Here is a 20350-nt window from a genome sequence, read left to right on the forward strand (position 1 = left end):
TGTTCCATTGGAGGGCTTTCTTATGACAATTAAGAAACTCGAAAATGGTCAATATGAAGTGGACATTAGACCGGCTGGCCGTCACGGAAAACGGATCAGACGACGCTTTGAAAAGAAGCAAGAAGCTATTTTATTTGAACGTTATTCACTAGCTAATCAGCAAACAAAAGATTGGGTAGAAACATCAACCGATATTCGCCCTCTTAGCGATTTAATTGATATTTGGTGGGAAGTGTTCGGCAAAAATACACCTTATGGAAGAATGACACACCTAAGAGTGAGGCGTATTGCTGAATCACTGAATAATCCCCCTGTTTGCCAATTAACCGATAAGCAATTGGTACTCTATCGTGAGCTTAGACTCGCTTCTGGCGTAAAAGCCTCAACGATAAATAGGGATATCTCAGCACTCAGCGGTATGTTTACGGCGCTTAAAAAAACGGATTTCTTTTTAAGTAAACATCCCGTTCAAGGAATATCACGGTTAAAACAGCAAACGACTGAAATGTCATATCTAACAGATAATGAAATTCAGCAATTATTAGCATTATTGGAAGGTGACAACCTAAAAGTTGCCGTTCTCTGTTTAAGCACTGGCGCCCGTTGGGGTGAAGCGCTCAAACTAAAACGTGAACATGTGATCCAAAATAAGGTGAGATTTACGTACACCAAAACCAATAAGCCAAGAATTGTGCCAATTTCTCAAGCTGTTGCTGACATGATTTGTACAAAGAAATCAGGATTGCTCTTTACTGAAACGTCTTATCACATGTTTCGTAGAGCAATTAAAAAAGTGAAGCCCAGTATGGCATTAGGTCAAGCAACCCACGCATTGCGCCATACATTCGCCACCCATTTTATGATGAACGGCGGAAGTATTATTACGTTACAACGCATCTTAGGACACACTAATTTGCAACAAACGTTGACCTATGCACACTTTGCGCCAGACTTCTTACAAGATGCCATTCAATATAACCCCTTGAAAGGTAGTACAGAATTACTGGTTTAGAGTGTCCACATATTGTCCACACTTGAACACTTAGGGGCACTTTTCAGCCCTTTTTGATGATTTTATGTACAAAAAAAGGCATCTTAAAAAAGATGCCTTTCTCTATAACTTATTGATTATCTTTGATTTTCTTATTTTGCCGTTGTGCGAATTAAGTAATCAAAAGCGCTAAGTGAGGCTTTAGCACCTTCACCAGCTGCGATAATGATTTGCTTATAAGGAACTATTGTACAGTCACCAGCAGCAAATACACCTTTGATATTAGTTTCACCACGGGCATCAACAACAATTTCACCCATCTTATTACGCTCAACAGTACCTTCTAACCACTGTGTATTAGGTAATAAACCGATTTGAACGAAAATACCTGCTAATGCAATATCGTGCATAGAATCATTAGTACGATCTTTGTATTTTAGGCCAGTTAACTTAGTGCCATCGCCATACACTTCTGTGGTTTGCGCATTTAAGATAACTTCTACATTGCCTAAGCTACGTAATTTTTTCTGTAATACCGCATCTGCTCTCATTTCTGAAGCAAATTCTAATACTGTTACGTGTTCAACTAAGCCAGCTAAGTCAATTGCAGCTTCAACACCTGAGTTACCACCACCAATAACAGCAACTCTTTTACCTTTAAACAGTGGGCCGTCACAGTGTGGGCAATAAGTTACACCACGAGTACGGTACTCATTTTCACCGGGAACATTCATATTTCTCCAGCGAGCACCTGTCGCAATAATTAAGCTACGAGTTTTTAAAATTGCACCTGACGCCGTTTCAATTTTGTGTAATTCCCCTTCTGATGCTCCCGGAATTAAACGACTAACAGTTTGGCTATCAATCACATCCACTTGGTAATCATCAACATGGGCTTTTAATGCACCAGCAAGTTTTGCACCTTCGGTTTTCGGTACTGAGATATAGTTTTCAATATCAACAGTATCAAGAACTTGGCCACCAAAACGTTCACCAATAAGACCTGTATTTAAACCTTTACGAGCAGAATAAACAGCAGCTGATGCACCAGCAGGGCCACTACCCACAATCAATACATCAAATGCATCTTTTTGATTTAACAATTCTGCAGTACGTTTTTCTGCATTGCTGTCTACTTTATTAACAATTTCAGCTAAGGTCATGCGACCTTGACCAAATTCGTTACCATTTAAGAATACAGCAGGAACGCCCATGATATTACGTTCCTGAATTTCATTTTGGAACATGCCTCCGTCAATCGCAGTATGTGTGATCTTCGGATTTAAAATCGCCATTAAGTTTAATGCCTGAACAACATCAGGGCAGTTATGACAAGAGAGCGAATAATAGGTTTCGAAATGAAACTCACCGTCTAACTGACGAATTTGTTCAAGTAATTCTTGTGCTTCTTTTGATGGGTGACCACCGGTTTGCAATAATGCTAAAACCAATGAAGTAAATTCATGACCTAATGGCGAGCCTGCAAAGCGAACACCTGTTTCTTTCCCTGGGTTGGTAATAAGAAAAGATGGTTTACGTACATTAGCGTTATTATCTTCACGATAAGTGACTTTATCGGATAATGGTTCGATTTCTTTTAATAGCGCTTGGATATCAGCAGAATGTTTGCTGTCGTCTAATGTTGCTACTAACTCAACTGGCTGGGTTAATCGTTCTAAATAAGCTTTCAATTGAGCTTTTAAATTATTATCTAACATTTTTGCACCCTCAATAAAATCGGGTGCCGAAACACCCGATAAATAACTTTTTAGTGGCTTAATTCTTATTTAGATTTTGCCAACTAAATCCAGTGATGGAGCTAAAGTTGCATCACCTTCTTTCCATTTTGCTGGGCAAACTTCGCCTGGGTGGCTAGCTACATACTGAGCAGCTTTAACTTTACGCAGCAGGTCTGATGCATCACGGCCAATACCTTCAGCTGTGATTTCAATTGCTTGGATAATACCTTGTGGGTCAACAACAAAAGTACCACGGTCAGCAAGGCCTTCATTCTCACGCATATTTTCGAAGTTACGAGTTAATGCGCCAGTTGGGTCGCCAATCATGCCATATTTGATTTTACCGATAGTTTCTGAGCTACTGTGCCATGCTTTATGGGTAAAATGCGTGTCAGTAGAAACTGAGTAAATTTCTACGCCCATTTTTTGGAACTCAGCATAATGATCAGCTAAGTCACCTAATTCAGTTGGGCACACGAAAGTGAAGTCTGCAGGGTAAAAGAAGAAAACGCTCCATTTGCCTTCGACGTCCTTTTCAGTCACTTCTACGAATTGACCGTCTTTAAATGCCATGTTTTTGAATGGTTTGATTGGGGTATTAATTAAAGACATTGTATTTCCTCCTGTTTGGTATGGGTCTAATGTACCTATTCCACTTGAGAATAGCTAATACATTCCTGCTATCAGTTCAATAGGTTTTACCTAATGAGTTGAAGAAATTGATAGAGATAGGTTAACGAAATGTAGCTATTAAAGCAAATGCACAACAATCAAATTTCGCCTACTTTCTATTAACCACTCTTTCTATTTAATATCCTTACCTTCAGTAACAATACAGTTATAACTACATGAATTATAAAATTAATATTCAAGCTCTCGTAGATAAATTTAATATTACTGTGCTAATTTTGCAGGTTTTAGAATAGTGTAAGTACACTCAAATGCTGCCTTTTGAATACGATAAATATCTTGGTTATCCTTTGTGGATTGCACAACCGCATCGCCCGATTGGAAACGTTGCAATTCTCCCCAAGGTGCCTTCATTGCAAATGGAGGTGTAGATTCAGGAACGATAAAGTAATTCATCTCAATGCCTTTGGGGATAAAAGGCTGATAACCACTAGGATAAGATGCTAGATTAATTTCACTTTTCTCTGCGGGATTGTAACGCTGAGCAAATTTTGCTTTTCTTACCAAGATCTCCTCATTACCTGTTTCTGGGCAAATATTTTGTACTACCCAATCACCGACTTTTGCTGGTTCTGAAACGGTTTCAACCCCTTCACCTTTAATTATTGTGGTGATAATCTCACTTTCTTTGGCTGGCCTTGCTAATACAGGCTTGGTTTTAATTGCAACACCTGTGATCCCTGCTTGCTGGGCCTGAGTAAAATAAGCTACGCGTTCTTTTTGTGGCAATTGAGAAAGGTCATTAGCAAATACAAATGAAGGAATTAAGGCTAAGCCTATTAATAGTATTTTTGTTCTACTTTTCTTATAGGTTTTATCGTTATTTGAATTACTGTTTTGTATATAGAAAGACATTGAATTATTTCCTGATAAATATCATCCGTACTTAATACGCTATTTAAGCGTCTGTAAACGTTAAACCGATTATGGCAGGAAATAAAACAAAAGCACCCGTAAAATCAGTTACCTAATAAAGAAAAATTCAAAAATTCGAGAGGTCTCACAACTAGAAATAACCAAGGTTCAGAAAATAAAGAGTGGTAAGTTCGAAAAAATAATCTAGTGAATAGATTTAATGACTCTATACATTATATAAGAAAAAAGACTCCAACTAACCAACAGTACGTTGTGTTTTGAAGTCTTTATATATGAAGCTAATCGCTAACTTTGAGTATAAAAGTAAGGTTAAAATAGATATTTAAAGCGGATACGGGCACCGTAACGATCTTTATCACTGCTATGTACATTAATATCGCCTTTACCATCTATACGCGAATAATAAGCACCTAAATAGGTTTTAAAATTATCCATATCTAAAATATTTGGTAGTTCATAAGAAGTAAATACAGTGTTGATATTGTACTTTCCAGGATTGAGCGTTAAATAGGTGTCATTTTGACCACTGCTATTTCCGCTTTTTTGATAATAAGCTTTAATATCATTATGAGCATAAATATAACCAAGTTGAAATTTGTGCCATAAGACATTACTACCAATAGAAAAATCATTTTCACCTTTAGCATCAAGATAAGCAGCACTTAAATTTGCAACAATGCCGTTAATAGGATCATCAGCTAAAGTGTCCCATTTTACAGTTAAGCCATAACCTGTACGTCGCGATTGATCTTGGAATTTTCCATTTTCATCATCATAGCCATAAGCTTTACTTATCACGTTCGCATCTATTGCTCCCGCAATAGTTAATTTGTCTTTCTGCCATGCAACAACAGGACGCATATAAATAACATTTTTGCGGTTATCAAGTTTACGCCCATGATATTCATTATCTTTAAAAACAGAAGTTCCATCTTCAACTAAAGCATTTAGCTCAAAATACCAGTCGTTATAGTGTGTATTAACCATCATGCTGCCACCATCACTACTACGACCTCGCCCTTCTTTCATCATATAGATATAGCCAAAACCATCACCATATAAATCATTTGCTGTATTACCTGAATACTCAACAAATGTGTCTTGATTTAGTGGGAACATGTCGTAAGCTTCATAACGACCAATTTTGTATTGCCATTTATCACGTTGACCAAAGTAGAAAACAGCATCATCTAGATTCATTTTACCCGTCATGTCAGCCATTGGCTGAACACGAAAACCAGCATAATTACCGTTCTTCAATTCTCGCTCACCATCCACACCGATTAAAATACGCCCATTAAGTGACCATTTTTCATTATCATCAAAATCTTTTTGATTGCCGGGCATCATTCTCATCGATGTTAGTTGCCCTTTCTTACTAGTAGCATCGATATTATATTCCACGTCACCGTACAATTTGAGATCCCCCCAATTTGTATTGGTAGAGAAAAAGCCTGTACCTTCTTTATTTTTTGTACTAGCAAGCTGAGAGGATTGTTTTTGTTGGATTTCATTAAGTTGGGTTTGTGCAATATTTACTTTTGTTTGAGCCTCATCAGATTGCTTTTCTAATATAGCAATGCGTTGCTCCATGTTGACGGTTGTAACATGATTCATTGCTTTCTTTTCTTGAGATAAGCTGTTGGAATTAATTAATTGCTCAAGGCGAGCCACTTTTTGTTCTGCTGCGGTGGCTCTAGCTTCCGCGGCGGTTGCACGTTGTTCAAGAGTATTTAACCTTGCTTCAATTGCACTTATGTCAGTTTGTGCGTTTGCACATAATGGCGTAGCGAGTATTAAACTTATCGCAACAGATAATGCTTTTACTTTCATTCGAATATTCCTAAGTTAGCAAATGTTGGTTTAACAGGTACGGCAAATACAGAATAATCAATTTGGTTAATCGATCGTTCTATCTAATAAGCGTATTGTTATTTTTATTCGATAATATTATATAAATATCAATCGGTTATTCGCATCGTTAATTCTATTCTTAACAATAAATAAACCAATATCTTCATTACCTTGCCATTATTTTTACTGATTAACTTCCAGTATCATAAGTAAGACTATGTTTGAACTGAGGTACTTATTCTCGTTTAAGTACTTACAAACATTTATTATTTTGATTTGGTATTTAATTTATTGTTATTTCAGCATATTTCTGGTTTAAGTTTTCAAATTTTTTAATGGGTTCACTAGCCTACATAAAATAATCGTTAATATGGAACATTTCCATAATCATTTGTGATTTTTTTGAGGTTGGTACAATAACCTAAGAAAAAAGACACAAATAACCATCAAAAATAGGAGTATAGAAAGAAAATAAAGTGATTTATTAAGTAAGGTTTAAACTAAGCAAAAGATAGTTAAGATCTGAAGAGAGTAATTTTATAACGGTGTTATTAGCTTCTATTATTTAGACACCTTACTATAAAGGTAAGCTAATATGGTGGAAGGAGAAGAACTGACAGAGGTCATATCATTATAACCTCTGTCCATCATTATCATATTCTACCAGGTTTACGTAACGCTCTACGAAAGTAAGAAACTGGCATTTTAGGGCAAATTTGTTCTTTTACTGCTGGATTATTTTCCAAATCTTCTTTGTCTATTTCATTATTTCTTCTTGAATTTTGTAGCTGAGTATCTGTTTTATTCATCTTCCCTTTCCTCTGAGATCAATGCCTCATTAATAGCTTCAATTTTCTCAACTGCTTCATTAAGAATAGAAGCAATACGTCCAGCTCTTTCCACAGAGAGCTCTTTTAACACTAATTTATGGCGTAAAACTGCTTTTAATTTACCAACAGCAGATTCAATCTCCTCAGAAACACCACCTGCGTTTTGAGATAAATCTCTAGCATAAGCCAGTTTTCTTTGAATATTGGCATCTATTTCCTGATGTTCTGCTAAAAATGCAGCACCCTCAGGTGTAATGCTGTAGTTTTTACGACCTTTTTCAGCAATCGTAGCAAGTAATAGATCTTGCTCTTCAAGTAGTGTTAGCGTTGGATAAATAACACCTGGGCTAGGTACATATAATCCTGAAGAAGCCTCATCTATTTCTTTTATAATTTCATAGCCATGACTTGGTTTTTTTGAGATCATGCTAAGTAACAGAACTCGTAAATCACCATGATCAAACATACGTTTTAATTGGCGACCTTGACCTTTCCCTCTGCTACCACATCCACGACCACGTTGTTTTCCCCGCCCTTCAGAACCATGTTCTCCATGGCAGCATTCACCTCGTCCCTCGTGTCCATGACCATGTTCACCACGACCTTCATGTCCATGACCGTGTTCACCATGACAACAATGTTCACTGTGATGTTCTTGGTGTTGGCTATGTTTACCTTTACTACCACAACGCCCTTTTCCGTGACCATGTCCATGACTACCATTTTCAGCACGCTGTTGATAAAGTGAGTTTAATGCTCGAATCATCATAAATATTCCCTCATTGTTTTAGATATATCGAATTCATGTAGTGCAATATAATCCGATATATCTAAATGATCAAGCTTTAGATATATCTAAATGTACATCTAAATCAGTTCCATCATTAACAATATGATTTATTTATGATTAAATTTTTAAAGCATTAGTTTAATTATGAATGATTCTCATTCTCTAGCTTGCTTTTATGTGCTATCAGTGAAAATAAAAGAAGGAAATTAATAGAGAAGAATAAAAAATAGGTATTGTCAGCTTAAAAATCACATGAAATAGCCAACCATTTTTAGAACAACATAAGTGACACTGTCACCTGTTGCTATTTAAAAAAAAGCGAAGATAATGAGTAATAACCCACTACTTCACTTTTTAATAAAATTTATTTTAATTGTAGGAAATATAACAAAAACGAGATATCACTACTTATTATCTAATGCTGATAAAACCACGTTCTTAATATATTGATATCCAGCCTCAATCTGTTGTTCATCACAGGTTTCAGTACTTTTTATAGTCAACTGTAACAAATTTAAGTGTTTGATAGTTTCCCACTCATTGTTATCAAAATCGCACTCAGAACAAAACTGTGCTGGTGCATTATCACTATTGCGAGCACAAAGCGTTAACAAACTTAAATCTTGTTTATGATGACTTTTTATAACCAAGTTTTCATAGATTGTTTTATTAAGGTCATTTTGCGTTTCTAAATCCTTATTTCCTTTTCTTACAATCGCAAAATTTAGTTTATTAAAGTCAGATGCAGATAAAACACGAATATAATAGTGCTCACCTTCTTTTTCGAAAGCCGTTGCTTGATTAAAAAATTGCTCAAGTTTGACGCGCGTTTCCCATTGAATTTGTGCATATTTTCCATATCCAGATGAAGTAAAAGGATAGAGTTGATGCACACTCCACATCGACGCTACTGCTGGTGCGGATTGAATACCATCAATTTTAGGAGCATCATCCGCTTGCTCTGGGCATAATCTAGGGGGATTTGTTAAAAAACGACTAATACGCGCATCTTTAATACATACTACACCCGTAGGATATGGTGAAAATCCAGCTTGAAACGGTTCAAAAGAGACTGAATCAGCGAGAGAAAGTTGTGTGATACTTTCATATATTTCGGGTGTCAACTCAAGTAATGGGGCTTCTTTTTTTAATTTCTTACACAGAATCTGATAAGGGATAAGATCGTAGTTATCATCAAGAAATAAGCTTTTCATATAACCAAATTGAGATGCATCAATATGGATATAAAATGAATTGTTGTATTTTTCTTCGCACTCTTTTCTTAGTTCGAAAAGAGGCTTTAACTTATCAACACAACCATAAGACGGTGCACCTAATATTCCTATAACACCAAGAATTGGCTCACCTTGTTCAATCAGACGAAAAACAATACTACGTGTTTTTTCAATATCAGTTTTAAATGTTTCATCAATAGGCAATGCAATAAGGTTGTCATACCCTAACCCCAGTATATCCATTGCTTTTTTCCAAAATTCAAACCGAGAAACAGGAACAAGTAGTTTTCCTAAATGCATTGTTTTTGTCATGCCCGTTCCTCGGCATGTTAAATGACTAACATCATCAAAAATCCCACGCTCATTGAGTTGTTCACTTATTGCTAAAATATCCGTGACAGACATATTGAATAACTCAAATGCTTTTTTATCTGCAACCAAATCTCGTGATTTTGGATGACGAGCAATTGCCATAGGTAATGTTTTTAAATTTCTAAGCGCCCATAATATTTCATAGCAAGCAAGAGTATGACTTGTTGTGATATGACCAAATGCATCTTCGGATGAAAAACCAATTAACCTACAGAGATCATCTGTAATTTTCTTTTCTTGTTCTTTTAGTAAGGGTGAATAGTTATTAAAAACATTATCTGAATTGTAAACTAATGCTGAAAGATAGCCGAATTTCGCCAATTGCATCACTTGTGATTGATGATGGGAAAAATAAGGTTCAATATCAGATTGACTATAACTATTTTGCTGTTTTAAAGTCTCTAAAATACATTCATAAGCATTATCTACTGCTTTTTTTTCAATAGTATTACTTTTTATTTTAGCGTCTAAACACTCGCTATTATTTCTTTTCACTTTATTTTCTTTAGGAAAAGAATACTCACTATTCATTAATATTTTTGCCATCTCTCGATGATAACATGTAAGGGTATCAACGGTTCGGGTATGGTATACACGCTCTGTAGCACTCAGACAGGTTTGTTTGTAATTTGCCATCATCGCACCTATATATAAATTTTTATTATCTGTTTTAATGAGAATTATGTTTACTGATCGTTAATAATTAACCTTTATTCAAATGATATACTACATGATGAGTAAGAATCTTCTTTATTTTATTGATATTAGTTAATATTTTTCCAATTTAATTTAAGTAACTGACATTTTGAGGATAAATGATTTAGCTTTATTTGTTAGTTTCTTTAACTTATTATCAATTTTGATTTAAGTTATATTTCTGTAGATATGATATTATTTTTGCTAAGGTCAATACTTAAACCTACCCTAATTAGAATCAACGAATAATTCTGTCGCTTAATATCTGTTATTAAGAATAGATATCAAGTTACTTATCTAAAATAGGCGTTTATTTATTTAAATGTAATTCATTTTTTCTTCAATATATAAAAAAACACATGAAATATTGAACATGTGTTTTTCGGAATATTCGCTTTTTAGGAAGAAAAATTATTTCTTACTCTTATATCAAATAAGTTTTAATTACTCTTATTTTTACTCTTTTTTGTTATAAGGTAAAATTTCAAGCATCACTTTACCAATTAAATCACCAGACTCCATTAATTGATGTGCTTTTCCCACTTCTTTTAATGGGAACGTAGCATTAATGATTGGCTTAATTTTCCCTTCAGCAATAAGTGGCCACACTTGTTGTTTTAGCTCTTGCGCTATTTGTGCCTTTTCTTCTATTGAACGGGATCGCATCGTTGAACCGGTGTGAATTAAACGCTTAATCATCATTGGCATCATATTTAAATTTTTAGGCATTCCTTTCATCATGCCCACTTGTATAACTCGCCCAAATTTCCCGGCAACTTGATAATTCTTTTCTACGTAATCCCCACCAATAATATCAAGGATGACATCAACGCCTTTTCCTTCAGTTAAAATAGGAATTTCTTTAGCAAAATCGACTTGTTTGTAGTTAATGACATAATCAGCACCAAGATCACGAGCTACGGCTGCTTTTTCTTCAGAGCCAACCGTTGTATAAACTGTCGCACCTATTGTATGAGCCAGCATTATGGCTGTTGAACCAATTCCCGAGGTTCCGCCATGAATAAGAACAGATTCACCTTGTGTTAGTTTTCCTAACTGGAATAAATTAGCCCAGACGGTAAAAAAATTCTCAGGCAATGCAGCTGCTTCAATATCCGTTAAATTCATTGACGGTAACGCGATGTCTTCATGCGCAATACAGTATTGAGCATAACCACCACCAGCAACTAAAGCACAAACTCTGTCTCCCAGTTGCCATTTAGTGCAGTTTTCACCTAATGCGACAACTTCTCCAGCAACTTCAAGACCTGGAATAGGTGAAGCATCAGCTGGTGGCGGATAACTACCTTGACGTTGAAAAATATCGGGGCGATTAACACCAGAAGCACCAACTTTGATCAAAAGATAATGTGGGGGAAGTGGAGGTATCGGTGATAATTGAGGTTGTAATTTATCTATATCACCTGGCTCTGTGATGGCAATTTCTAACATATTCGCAGGTAAAACAGTTGTTTTCATCATATACTCCCATTTTATTTAGCTACACTCGAAATTTAATGATAAATAAGCAAAATCAACACCCTATTTCTGATTTTAATCAGGGTATTGCCTTATGAAGCAATAAATAACTTAGTGTATTTAAGAGAGATTATAACCAACCTTGCTTCTGATGTTGTATACAAATCGGGCACAATTTTGCTTCTGGCGTCCATGATAAAAATGCTAAACGGCATTTTTCACAATGAGCATCATAATAATGATAGTGTATGGGTTCGTTATTTTTAGCAACTTGTTCATTAATATGAATAGATTTAGGAAAACACACCACTTCACAGCTCATGCAACCTGTACAGCGCTTTTCATCAAGTGTAAATATATTATTTTCAAGTTCAATCGCACCTTCATCACACACTTTGGCGCAGGCAGAGCAAAGAATACAACCGTCTTTATCTAGCTGAATTTGGAACCAACTGTCTTCAGGATAAAGTTGCTTTCTTGCATTTAACCCTGTTCTTACTTGATTTTTATTGAGTGGTTTTTCATCTAGTTTTTGACGAAAAAGCATAAAGCGACGCCCACTATCAATATCAGTGGGCTCTGTAATAACCAATTGCCAAATAGGCTCTTGTAACGTTTTTAATTGAAGATTTAAGTTTGCTAAAACAGGAAGCCATTTATCCACTAGAGGCTGTGCTATTTTCATGCCTCTAATTTGATATTGGCGATGCCATACTAATAATTCTTCTGTACTTGCTAACGGTTCATCATGATTAACAACAAGGTAATTATCTTGATGTGTTCTTTCATGAGGCGCGATATTTTCTATCGCATCAACGGGACAAGTAAATAGACAATTACCACATTGAAAACAGAGTTCATTGTCTATTTTTACATCTAAGTGAGCAAAAGTGATAGCGCCTACAGGGCAAACTTTGGAGCAACTATCACATAGGCTTTGTTTGAGGCGTTTTCTAACACATTTATCATTAATAATTGGTTCAGGAGGAAGATCCACCTTAATAAAACGCCTCATACATCACTACTCCACTACTTAACAATAAAGAATGCAAAACGATTAAGAATTTCTGCAATCAGTATTATTGCGCTACTTGCTAATATCATACGCAATCCTGAAGTAAATACAGCATTGCGATATTTCCATACACTGTATCCCATCATTAAAATACCAAGAACTGACATAAGCCATGCAGATATTCTTAATCCGAATGTTTCATTATACGCAATGATAGGCGTATGAGGGAATGTTATTGCATCATTTGTTGAAATGACTGCTGACATCCATTCCAAATAGAACGGCTGTACAGCCATACGTATTGTTACCGCAAGGAAAACAACGACTAATGCACTTATTACAACCTTTTTTGCTAATTCATCATTCACAAATGCTTTAACACGAAACCCTGTTATTGATAGTGCAATAACCGCACCTGCTGCAAATAATGCCCCTATAAACATAAAATAGGTATTTGCATGCATCCATGTCAGCATTGAAGTGTTGTAATACAATGATGCCATACAGAATATATCAATGATGCCAAGCAAACCAATAATTGCCAGAATAGTTTTATTCATATGCCCTTTTATCAAAATCACTAAGGTATAAAGGCATAATGCACCAAGATAAACTGCAGCAAATATGATTTCACGACTTAGCCATGATGAAGAGATATGGCGTAATGCATGAAAAGCATTCCATGGATATCCCATGTGTAAAGTTGAAGCTAATAATCCTAAGCAACCTAAAATAGTGGCTGTTAATAATACAGGACGCATAGCAACAGTTGCTCTTTGATTACCAATTTCTTTTTCTAGCCAGCAAAAATAAAGTGCGGTAAAAATTGTCACACCCACAGAACTTTGGACGAACAAAGTAAAGGTAACTAATGGCCATTCACTCATGCTTTAACTCCTTCCTTTTTCGTCGCACCAGTATGAGGTTTGATAACTAAATTCGGATTGGTCATCGTAAAATCGGGTAATCCTTGAACTTGGTTTAAATGCCCATACTTCGCTCTTAGATCTTTAATTTTGCCAAACTTAATCGCATTTAGCGGACAGGTATCAACACAAATTGGATTTTTGCCTTCGGCTAATAAATCGATGCAAAAATCGCATTTTGACATCTGCCCAGTTTCTTCATTCATTTGTGGTGCGCCGTAAGGACATGACCAAGCACAATATCCACAACCGACACATTTAGAGGTATCCACACGAACAATGCCATCGTCTTCACGCTTATGCATTGCGGTAGTTGGGCAATTTTTCACACAGACAGGTGAATCGCAGTGGTTACAAGATATGGTTAATGTATAAGCAAAAACATTATTAACCAGACCGCCTTGTCCTGTTGGTGCAAAGCCACCGCCTTTTACTTCATAAATACGGCGAAAACGGCGTCCTACTTCCAAGTTATTTTTGTCTTTGCATGCCACTTGGCAAGCTTTGCAACCAGAGCAACGAGAGGAATCAATAAAGAAACCGAGCTGTTCATCACTCACAGGTGCATATTCTTTAAAGTCACTCATGCTTTGGCTACCTCAACTAAAACGGTTAAATGCGAGTTACCATGGGCTAATGGTGTCATTCGTGTTGATGTTAAAACATTAGGACATCCACCATGATCAACACCATTTTCATCAGGTGTCCACCATGCACCGGCTTGCAATCCCACCACACCTGGAATAATGCGTTGTGTAACCAATGCTGGGATTTGAGTTATTCCCCTGTCGTTATAGATACGCACCATATCGCCATTTTTGATACCTCTATTTTCAGCATCAATTGGATTTATCCATGCTTCTTGGCGTTGTGCTTCTTGTAACCAAGGATTTGCATATTGTGTTGAGTTTGCACGATTTTTTCCTTTCCAAGTTAGCATTTGCAATGGATATTTTGCTGTTAACTTATCTTCAGGTCCTTCAATAGCAGGTACATAATGAGATAAAGCCGGAATATCTGGATTATTCATGTCATAAAGACGCTTAGAAAAAATCTCAATTTTTCCTGATGGCGTTGGGAATGGGTTATTCGTAAAGTCATTGATATTTTTTTCAAAGGCAACAAAAGGTTCATCTTTGAAAAGATAACGACGTGTTTTTATTAGCTCTTCAAAATTAGGGAAGTCAGATCTATCTTGGAAACGCTCTTTATTGGTATCAACAAGATGAGCTATCCACTCTTTTTCACTTCGACCTTCAGTAAACGCCTCTTTTACTCCCATTTTTTCTGCAACGTCTGTTATCCACTCATAATCAGAACGACGTTCAAAAGCCGGCTCAACCACTTTTTCAGATAGAAGAAAATAGTTACCCGTTCCCCAAGTATTACCAATGTTCCAACGTTCTAGAAAACTGGTTTCAGGTAAAACTAGATCGGCATATTTTGCAGATGGAGACAGGTATAAGTCACTAGCAACAATAAATTCAACTTTTGAATCATCTGCTAATAATTTCGCTGCCGCATTTACATCTGGGTTTTGGTTAACTAAATAGTTACCTGCTAAAGAAAATATCATTTTGATATTGGTATCGAGTTTATCAACACCTAAAAGACCATCTTCAACACGTACTTGGCTTGCATCATCAACCGCTTGCATCCAATTCATGATGGAAATTTGCGCTTTAATTGGGTTCTTCCCAACATTCGGGCCACGTATAGATTGACGATTACCAATACCGCCGTAACCTGCCGCCCATGCCCCTTTTTTACCCACATTTCCAGTAATTGTAGCGAGTAATGTTGAACCACGAGCACTACGCTCACCACAAATATGGCGTTGAGGGCCCCAACCTTGAATTAAGGCTGCTGGTTTTGTCATGGCATATTCGCGTGCCAGTTGACGAATGGTATTTGCGGGTACTCGAGTAATTTTTTCTGCCCATTCAGGTGTTTTTTCTATTCCATCTTTTTGACCTGTTAAATAAGCCACTAAGGACTCATTAGCAGGAACACCTTCTGGCATATGTTCTTCATCAAAACCAACGACATATTTATCAATAAAAGGTTTGTCATGAAGGTTTTCGGTGACAATGACATACATCATTGCATCCATTAAGGCATTATCTGTTGTTGGTAAAAGAGGTATCCATTGGTCAGCAAGAGATTGAGCCGTATCTGAATAACGAGGATCGACTACAATAAACTTGGTCCCTTTATTTTTCATTTTTTGAAAATAATGGTTTGTGTGACCAAAAATGGTTTCATTAGGGTTATGACCCCATAAAATCACCAGTGGCGTATCTTCAAGTGTATCGAGTGAACTGCCTGTTTTGGATATACCGTAAGTATAAGGGGTTACTTTGACCGTATTCCCTAAACTAACAGAGTGATAATAAGGTAAGTATCCACCTGTTAAATTGAAGAGTTTCTTCATCATGGTATCACCAGAGAAGATCCCCCCTGTTACAGCGGTATTGACGGTTAAGAAACGGCTTGCTGCACCATGTTTTTCGGTTAAACGTGTAATATTTTCTGCAATAAGCGTTGTGGCTTCATCCCATGAAATACGTTCAAATTTACCTTCACCACGTTTACCCACGCGTTTCATTGGGTATTTTAGTCTGTCTGCATGATAAGAAAATTTACGATAGCCTCTGCCGCGCACGCACGCTCTCATAATAGGCATTGATTCATCAAGTTCATTATCAGGTCTTGTTGTGATCCGAGTGACAATCCCTTCTTTTATATGGGCGCGAATATCGCACTTACCACCACAGTCAAAAGTACTACATGTTGCTACAACGGTAGCTGGGTTTCCGTCCATTTTTGCAATAGGCAAACTTTCATCTACATTAGCTTGTGCATTTCGTGCGAAAAATGGCACCGTAACTAATGCAGCACTCGTTTGAACAAAGTGGCGGCGACTTAGTGACATCGTTCCTTTGTTTTTCTCGCTTTTTTCTATTTTTTTCATTAACTTATCATTCTCACATAACAACTCTCATAAGTAAAAATGATAGGATATAGTGGTAAACCCTCATTGATGTACATCAATACCACTAAAGAGGTAATAGAATGTTTCAATATTTCGCACTTCTTTGCAGATCCCCCACTTTTTATAAGGAAAAGCTAATTCAAGGTAGCATTAAGTTGTATCAAAAATACATCTAGTTAACTTTACCTAATTTTTTGTTATAAAAATAAAGAGTTATGCAAAAAAAAACACGAATTTAAGGTAAAGCCGTAAATAAAATGTCAATATAAAGATAGAAAATATTGAAGCGCCTCTTCATTTTTGGCTTTTGACAAGGATAATTTAGTAATAGCACTATGACTTCGTTAGAAAATCGAATAATATACCAATTGAGTATAGGGTTAGCGCAAATTGTTCTAAATAGACCTTTAAGCAAAACATTGTTTTTATCAAGATACATGTTTTGTTACATTCAGAATTATTTCCACACGTATCGTTATTCCCCTTACTAATTACTGCAATATGTGTTAAAATTGACGCATATCAATATTTTTATTTGTAATGAGCAAGCTTATGATCCCAGAAAAACGCGTCGTTCGCCGAATCCAATCTGGCGGTTGTGCAATCCATTGTCAGGATTGCAGTATTAGCCAGCTCTGCATCCCGTTTACTTTAAACGAGCATGAGCTTGATCAACTCGATAATATTATCGAGCGTAAAAAGCCCATCCAAAAAGGTCAAACCTTGTTTAAAGCAGGTGATGAGCTGAAATCACTTTATGCCATACGTTCCGGTACAATTAAAAGTTATACCATTACGGAAGAAGGCGACGAGCAAATAACAGGATTTCATCTTGCTGGTGATTTGGTTGGCTTTGACGCCATTATTAATACTGAACACCCAAGTTTCGCACAAGCTTTAGAAACATCTATGGTTTGTGAAATTCCATTCGAAACTTTGGATGACCTGTCAGGCAAAATGCCTAACTTACGTCAACAAATGATGCGCCTAATGAGTGGTGAAATCAAAGGTGACCAAGAAATGATCTTACTGCTCTCGAAAAAGAATGCAGAAGAACGTCTGGCTGCTTTTATTTATAACCTCTCTCGTCGCTTCGCACAGCGCGGTTTTTCTCCTCGTGAATTCCGTTTAACCATGACTCGTGGTGATATCGGTAATTACTTAGGTTTAACCGTTGAAACGATTAGTCGCTTACTTGGTCGCTTCCAAAAAAGTGGCATGTTAAGCGTTAAAGGCAAATACATTACTATCGAAGATAGTACATTGTTAAGTGAACTTGCAGGCAAGCTTCCTTCATCAGTTGAAGTTTAATCTGTTACATTTCACATGCTAATTTTATAACGGGGCACACAAATTTGTGCCCCGTTTTCTATTTTATGCTATTGCATTTTATCTTCTTGGGTTATCTTTAAATTGTAGATGGATAAATCCAGCCCTAAAGAGGATATTACAATGGAAAAATATCAAAACCTTCTCGTTGTCATTGATCCTAACCAAGATGACCAACCAGCACTTCGTCGTGCTGTCTATATCGTTCAGCGTAATGGTGGGCGGATAAAAGCTTTTCTACCTGTTTATGATCTCTCTTATGACATGACAACCCTTTTATCTCCCGATGAACGCAATGCAATGCGCAAAGGTGTTATCAGCCAAAAGGCAGCTTGGATCAAACAACAAGCACGCTATTACCTTGAAGCCGGTATAGAGATTGATATCAAAGTCATTTGGCATAATCGCCCTTATGAAGCAATTATTGAAGAAGTCGTTGCACATCAACATGACTTACTGATTAAAATGGCTCACCAACATGATAAATTAGGTTCGCTTATTTTTACCCCGCTTGATTGGCAATTGCTTAGAAAATGCCCTTGCCCTGTTTGGATGGTCAAAGATAAAGAGTGGCCTGAATACGGTACGATCGTTGTCGCCGCAAATTTATCAAATGAAGAATCTTATCATGACGCGCTTAATCTAAAACTGATTGAGCTAACAACCGACTTATCTCATCGCATACAAAAAGATCCTGATGTCCATTTACTTAGCGCCTACCCTGTTGCGCCTATTAATATTGCGATTGAGCTGCCTGATTTTGATCCAAATCTTTATAACAATGCATTACGTGGTCAGCATCTTATTGCGATGAAAGAGCTACGCCAGAAATTCTGTATCCCAGAAGAGAAAACACATGTTAAAGAAGGATTACCAGAGCAAGTGATCCCTCAAGTTTGTGAAGAGCTAAATGCTGGGATTGTTGTTTTAGGTATATTAGGAAGAACTGGCCTATCTGCTGCATTCTTAGGAAATACAGCAGAACAACTTATTGATCATATTAAGTGTGATTTGTTAGCTATTAAACCGGACGGGTTTACTTGCCCTATTACTGTTGATAGTGATCACGATTAATTGTTGAAGTATCCATTAAAAAAGCCAGTCAATTTTTGACTGGCTTTTTACTATTCACTATTTGTATCTATTACAGCGCTTTTAAAATTGCATCCACACTGGCTTTAGCATCACCAAACAACATTTGTGTATTCTCTTTAAAAAACAGCGGATTTTGAACCCCTGCATAACCTGTATTCATTGAGCGTTTAAACACAATAACATTCTGCGCTTTCCACACTTCTAATACTGGCATACCTGCAATTGGGCTGTTTGGATCATCTTGTGCCGCTGGGTTTACTGTATCGTTAGCACCAATAACTAAAACCGTATCAGTGTCAGAGAAATCATCATTAATCTCATCCATTTCTAATACAACGTCATAAGGTACTTTGGCTTCTGCTAACAACACATTCATATGGCCCGGTAAACGCCCTGCTACTGGGTGAATACCAAAACGCACTTTCACACCACGCTGACGTAATTTTTCAGTAATATCATGTACAGGATATTGTGCTTGAGCAACCGCCAATCCGTAACCAGGAGTGATAATAACCGATGTGGAGTTTTTCAGCATATCAGCCACTTCTTCAGCGGTTGTTTCGCGGTACTCGCCCATTTCACCTTCTTCTGTTGAAGCTGAGCCATCAGTACCAAATCCGCCAGCTATTACGCTAATAAAAGAGCGATTCATCGCCTTACACATAATATAAGAAAGGATTGCACCTGAAGAACCCACTAATGCACCTGTTACAATCAACAGGTCATTACTTAACATAAAGCCCGCAGCAGCAGCAGCCCATCCGGAGTAAGAGTTCAGCATCGAAACAACAACTGGCATATCCGCACCACCAATTGATGCAACTAAATGCCAACCAAACGCCAAGGCAATCACAGTCATTACGATGATTAAGAAAACTTGTAAACCAACACTGTCAGTTTTAACAAACCAAACCATCAATAAGAAAGAAACAACTAAAGCTGCAAGATTTAATTTATGGCGATTAGGTAACATCATCGGTTTAGATGACATTTTTCCACTTAATTTACCATAAGCGACAATTGAACCCGTAAATGTAACAGCACCAATGAAGATCCCTAAAAAGACTTCTGTTAGGTGAATATTTACCATTACAGGGTCCATTGCTGTATTGTGGTCAAGATAACTGTTAAAACCGACTAAAACCGCCGCTAAACCCACAAAACTGTGTAAAATTGCGACCAATTCTGGCATCTGAGTCATTTCGACTTTTTTAGCTAAACGAATACCAATAACAGCACCGATTACCATTGCAATAATGATCCAACCCACATTACCAGCATAAGGCCCGAAAATGGTTGCGAACAGTGCAATTGCCATCCCTGCAATACCAAAGTAGTTACCTTGTTTAGAGGTTTCATGCTTTGATAAGCCGGCAAGGCTGAAAATAAATAATATTGCGGCGACAATATATGCCGCTGTAACAACTCCGCTGGACAT

Annotated in this window: 16 protein-coding genes; 3 read left to right on the forward strand and 13 right to left on the reverse strand. The window is 36.8% G+C overall.

The genetic code is table 11. The features are described 5' to 3' along the window. Positions 1–22: 22 nt before the first annotated feature. Complete coding sequence (locus tag C0T34_RS00930) at positions 23–1012, forward strand: tyrosine-type recombinase/integrase (RefSeq protein ID WP_109849561.1); 990 nt, start codon at positions 23–25, stop codon at positions 1010–1012. Between the two features lie 131 nt (positions 1013–1143). Here the strand turns inward: C0T34_RS00930 and ahpF are convergent, their stop codons facing one another. From ahpF to C0T34_RS00985, 12 genes are all read right to left on the reverse strand, one after another. Further along, a complete protein-coding gene (ahpF, locus tag C0T34_RS00935) occupies positions 1144–2709 on the reverse strand; it encodes an alkyl hydroperoxide reductase subunit F (protein ID WP_109849562.1) in 1566 nt (521 codons plus the stop codon). A gap of 69 nt (positions 2710–2778) precedes the next feature. Further along, positions 2779–3342 carry an alkyl hydroperoxide reductase subunit C gene (gene ahpC / locus C0T34_RS00940; protein ID WP_006536680.1) on the reverse strand — a complete coding sequence of 188 codons (564 nt, stop codon included), beginning with the start codon at positions 3340–3342 and terminating at the stop codon, positions 2779–2781. A gap of 282 nt (positions 3343–3624) precedes the next feature. Then, positions 3625–4275: a hypothetical protein gene (locus C0T34_RS00945; protein ID WP_231039347.1), complete on the reverse strand. Its 651-nt coding sequence runs from the start codon at positions 4273–4275 to the stop codon at positions 3625–3627. Between the two features lie 330 nt (positions 4276–4605). Continuing rightward, positions 4606–6129: a carbohydrate porin gene (locus C0T34_RS00950; RefSeq protein ID WP_109849563.1), complete on the reverse strand. Its 1524-nt coding sequence runs from the start codon at positions 6127–6129 to the stop codon at positions 4606–4608. A gap of 674 nt (positions 6130–6803) precedes the next feature. Beyond that, positions 6804–6959, reverse strand: coding sequence for a hypothetical protein (locus C0T34_RS18195; protein WP_164530186.1), 156 nt, complete (start codon positions 6957–6959; stop codon positions 6804–6806). Then, positions 6952–7749, reverse strand: a complete 798-nt coding sequence (locus C0T34_RS00955; protein ID WP_109849564.1) for a PadR family transcriptional regulator — start codon at positions 7747–7749, stop codon at positions 6952–6954. Before C0T34_RS00955 ends, C0T34_RS18195 begins: the two co-directional genes overlap by 8 nt. A 425-nt stretch (positions 7750–8174) precedes the next feature. Beyond that, positions 8175–10013, reverse strand: coding sequence for a tyrosine decarboxylase (locus C0T34_RS00960; protein ID WP_098942724.1), 1839 nt, complete (start codon positions 10011–10013; stop codon positions 8175–8177). Positions 10014–10529: 516 nt separating this feature from the next. Then, the gene (locus tag C0T34_RS00965; protein WP_098942722.1) at positions 10530–11555 is read right to left on the reverse strand and encodes an NAD(P)H-quinone oxidoreductase; all 1026 of its coding nucleotides are present in this window, start codon (positions 11553–11555) and stop codon (positions 10530–10532) included. Positions 11556–11682: 127 nt separating this feature from the next. Continuing rightward, positions 11683–12567 (reverse strand): 4Fe-4S binding protein, encoded by an 885-nt coding sequence (locus C0T34_RS00970; protein ID WP_098942720.1) that lies wholly within the window; start codon positions 12565–12567, stop codon positions 11683–11685. A 14-nt stretch (positions 12568–12581) separates the two neighbouring features. Then, a complete protein-coding gene (locus C0T34_RS00975) occupies positions 12582–13454 on the reverse strand; it encodes a DmsC/YnfH family molybdoenzyme membrane anchor subunit (RefSeq protein WP_098942718.1) in 873 nt (290 codons plus the stop codon). Further along, positions 13451–14080 (reverse strand): DMSO/selenate family reductase complex B subunit, encoded by a 630-nt coding sequence (locus C0T34_RS00980; RefSeq protein ID WP_098942716.1) that lies wholly within the window; start codon positions 14078–14080, stop codon positions 13451–13453. The genes C0T34_RS00975 and C0T34_RS00980 overlap by 4 nt, the downstream gene beginning before the upstream one ends. Next, complete coding sequence (locus tag C0T34_RS00985; RefSeq protein WP_109849565.1) at positions 14077–16467, reverse strand: DMSO/selenate family reductase complex A subunit; 2391 nt, start codon at positions 16465–16467, stop codon at positions 14077–14079. Before C0T34_RS00985 ends, C0T34_RS00980 begins: the two co-directional genes overlap by 4 nt. Before the next feature lie 573 nt (positions 16468–17040). Here C0T34_RS00985 and C0T34_RS00990 point away from each other — a divergent pair. Next, positions 17041–17799 carry an FNR family transcription factor gene (locus C0T34_RS00990; RefSeq protein WP_036912995.1) on the forward strand — a complete coding sequence of 253 codons (759 nt, stop codon included), beginning with the start codon at positions 17041–17043 and terminating at the stop codon, positions 17797–17799. Positions 17800–17940: 141 nt separating this feature from the next. Beyond that, on the forward strand, positions 17941–18891 hold the full coding sequence (gene uspE, locus C0T34_RS00995; RefSeq protein ID WP_036912992.1) for a universal stress protein UspE: 951 nt from the start codon (positions 17941–17943) through the stop codon (positions 18889–18891). 70 nt (positions 18892–18961) lie between these two features. Here the strand turns inward: uspE and pntB are convergent, their stop codons facing one another. Further along, complete coding sequence (gene pntB / locus C0T34_RS01000) at positions 18962–20350, reverse strand: Re/Si-specific NAD(P)(+) transhydrogenase subunit beta (protein WP_098942712.1); 1389 nt, start codon at positions 20348–20350, stop codon at positions 18962–18964.

This window comes from Proteus sp. CA142267 (assembly GCF_003336825.1).
Lineage (GTDB): Bacteria > Pseudomonadota > Gammaproteobacteria > Enterobacterales > Enterobacteriaceae > Proteus > Proteus terrae.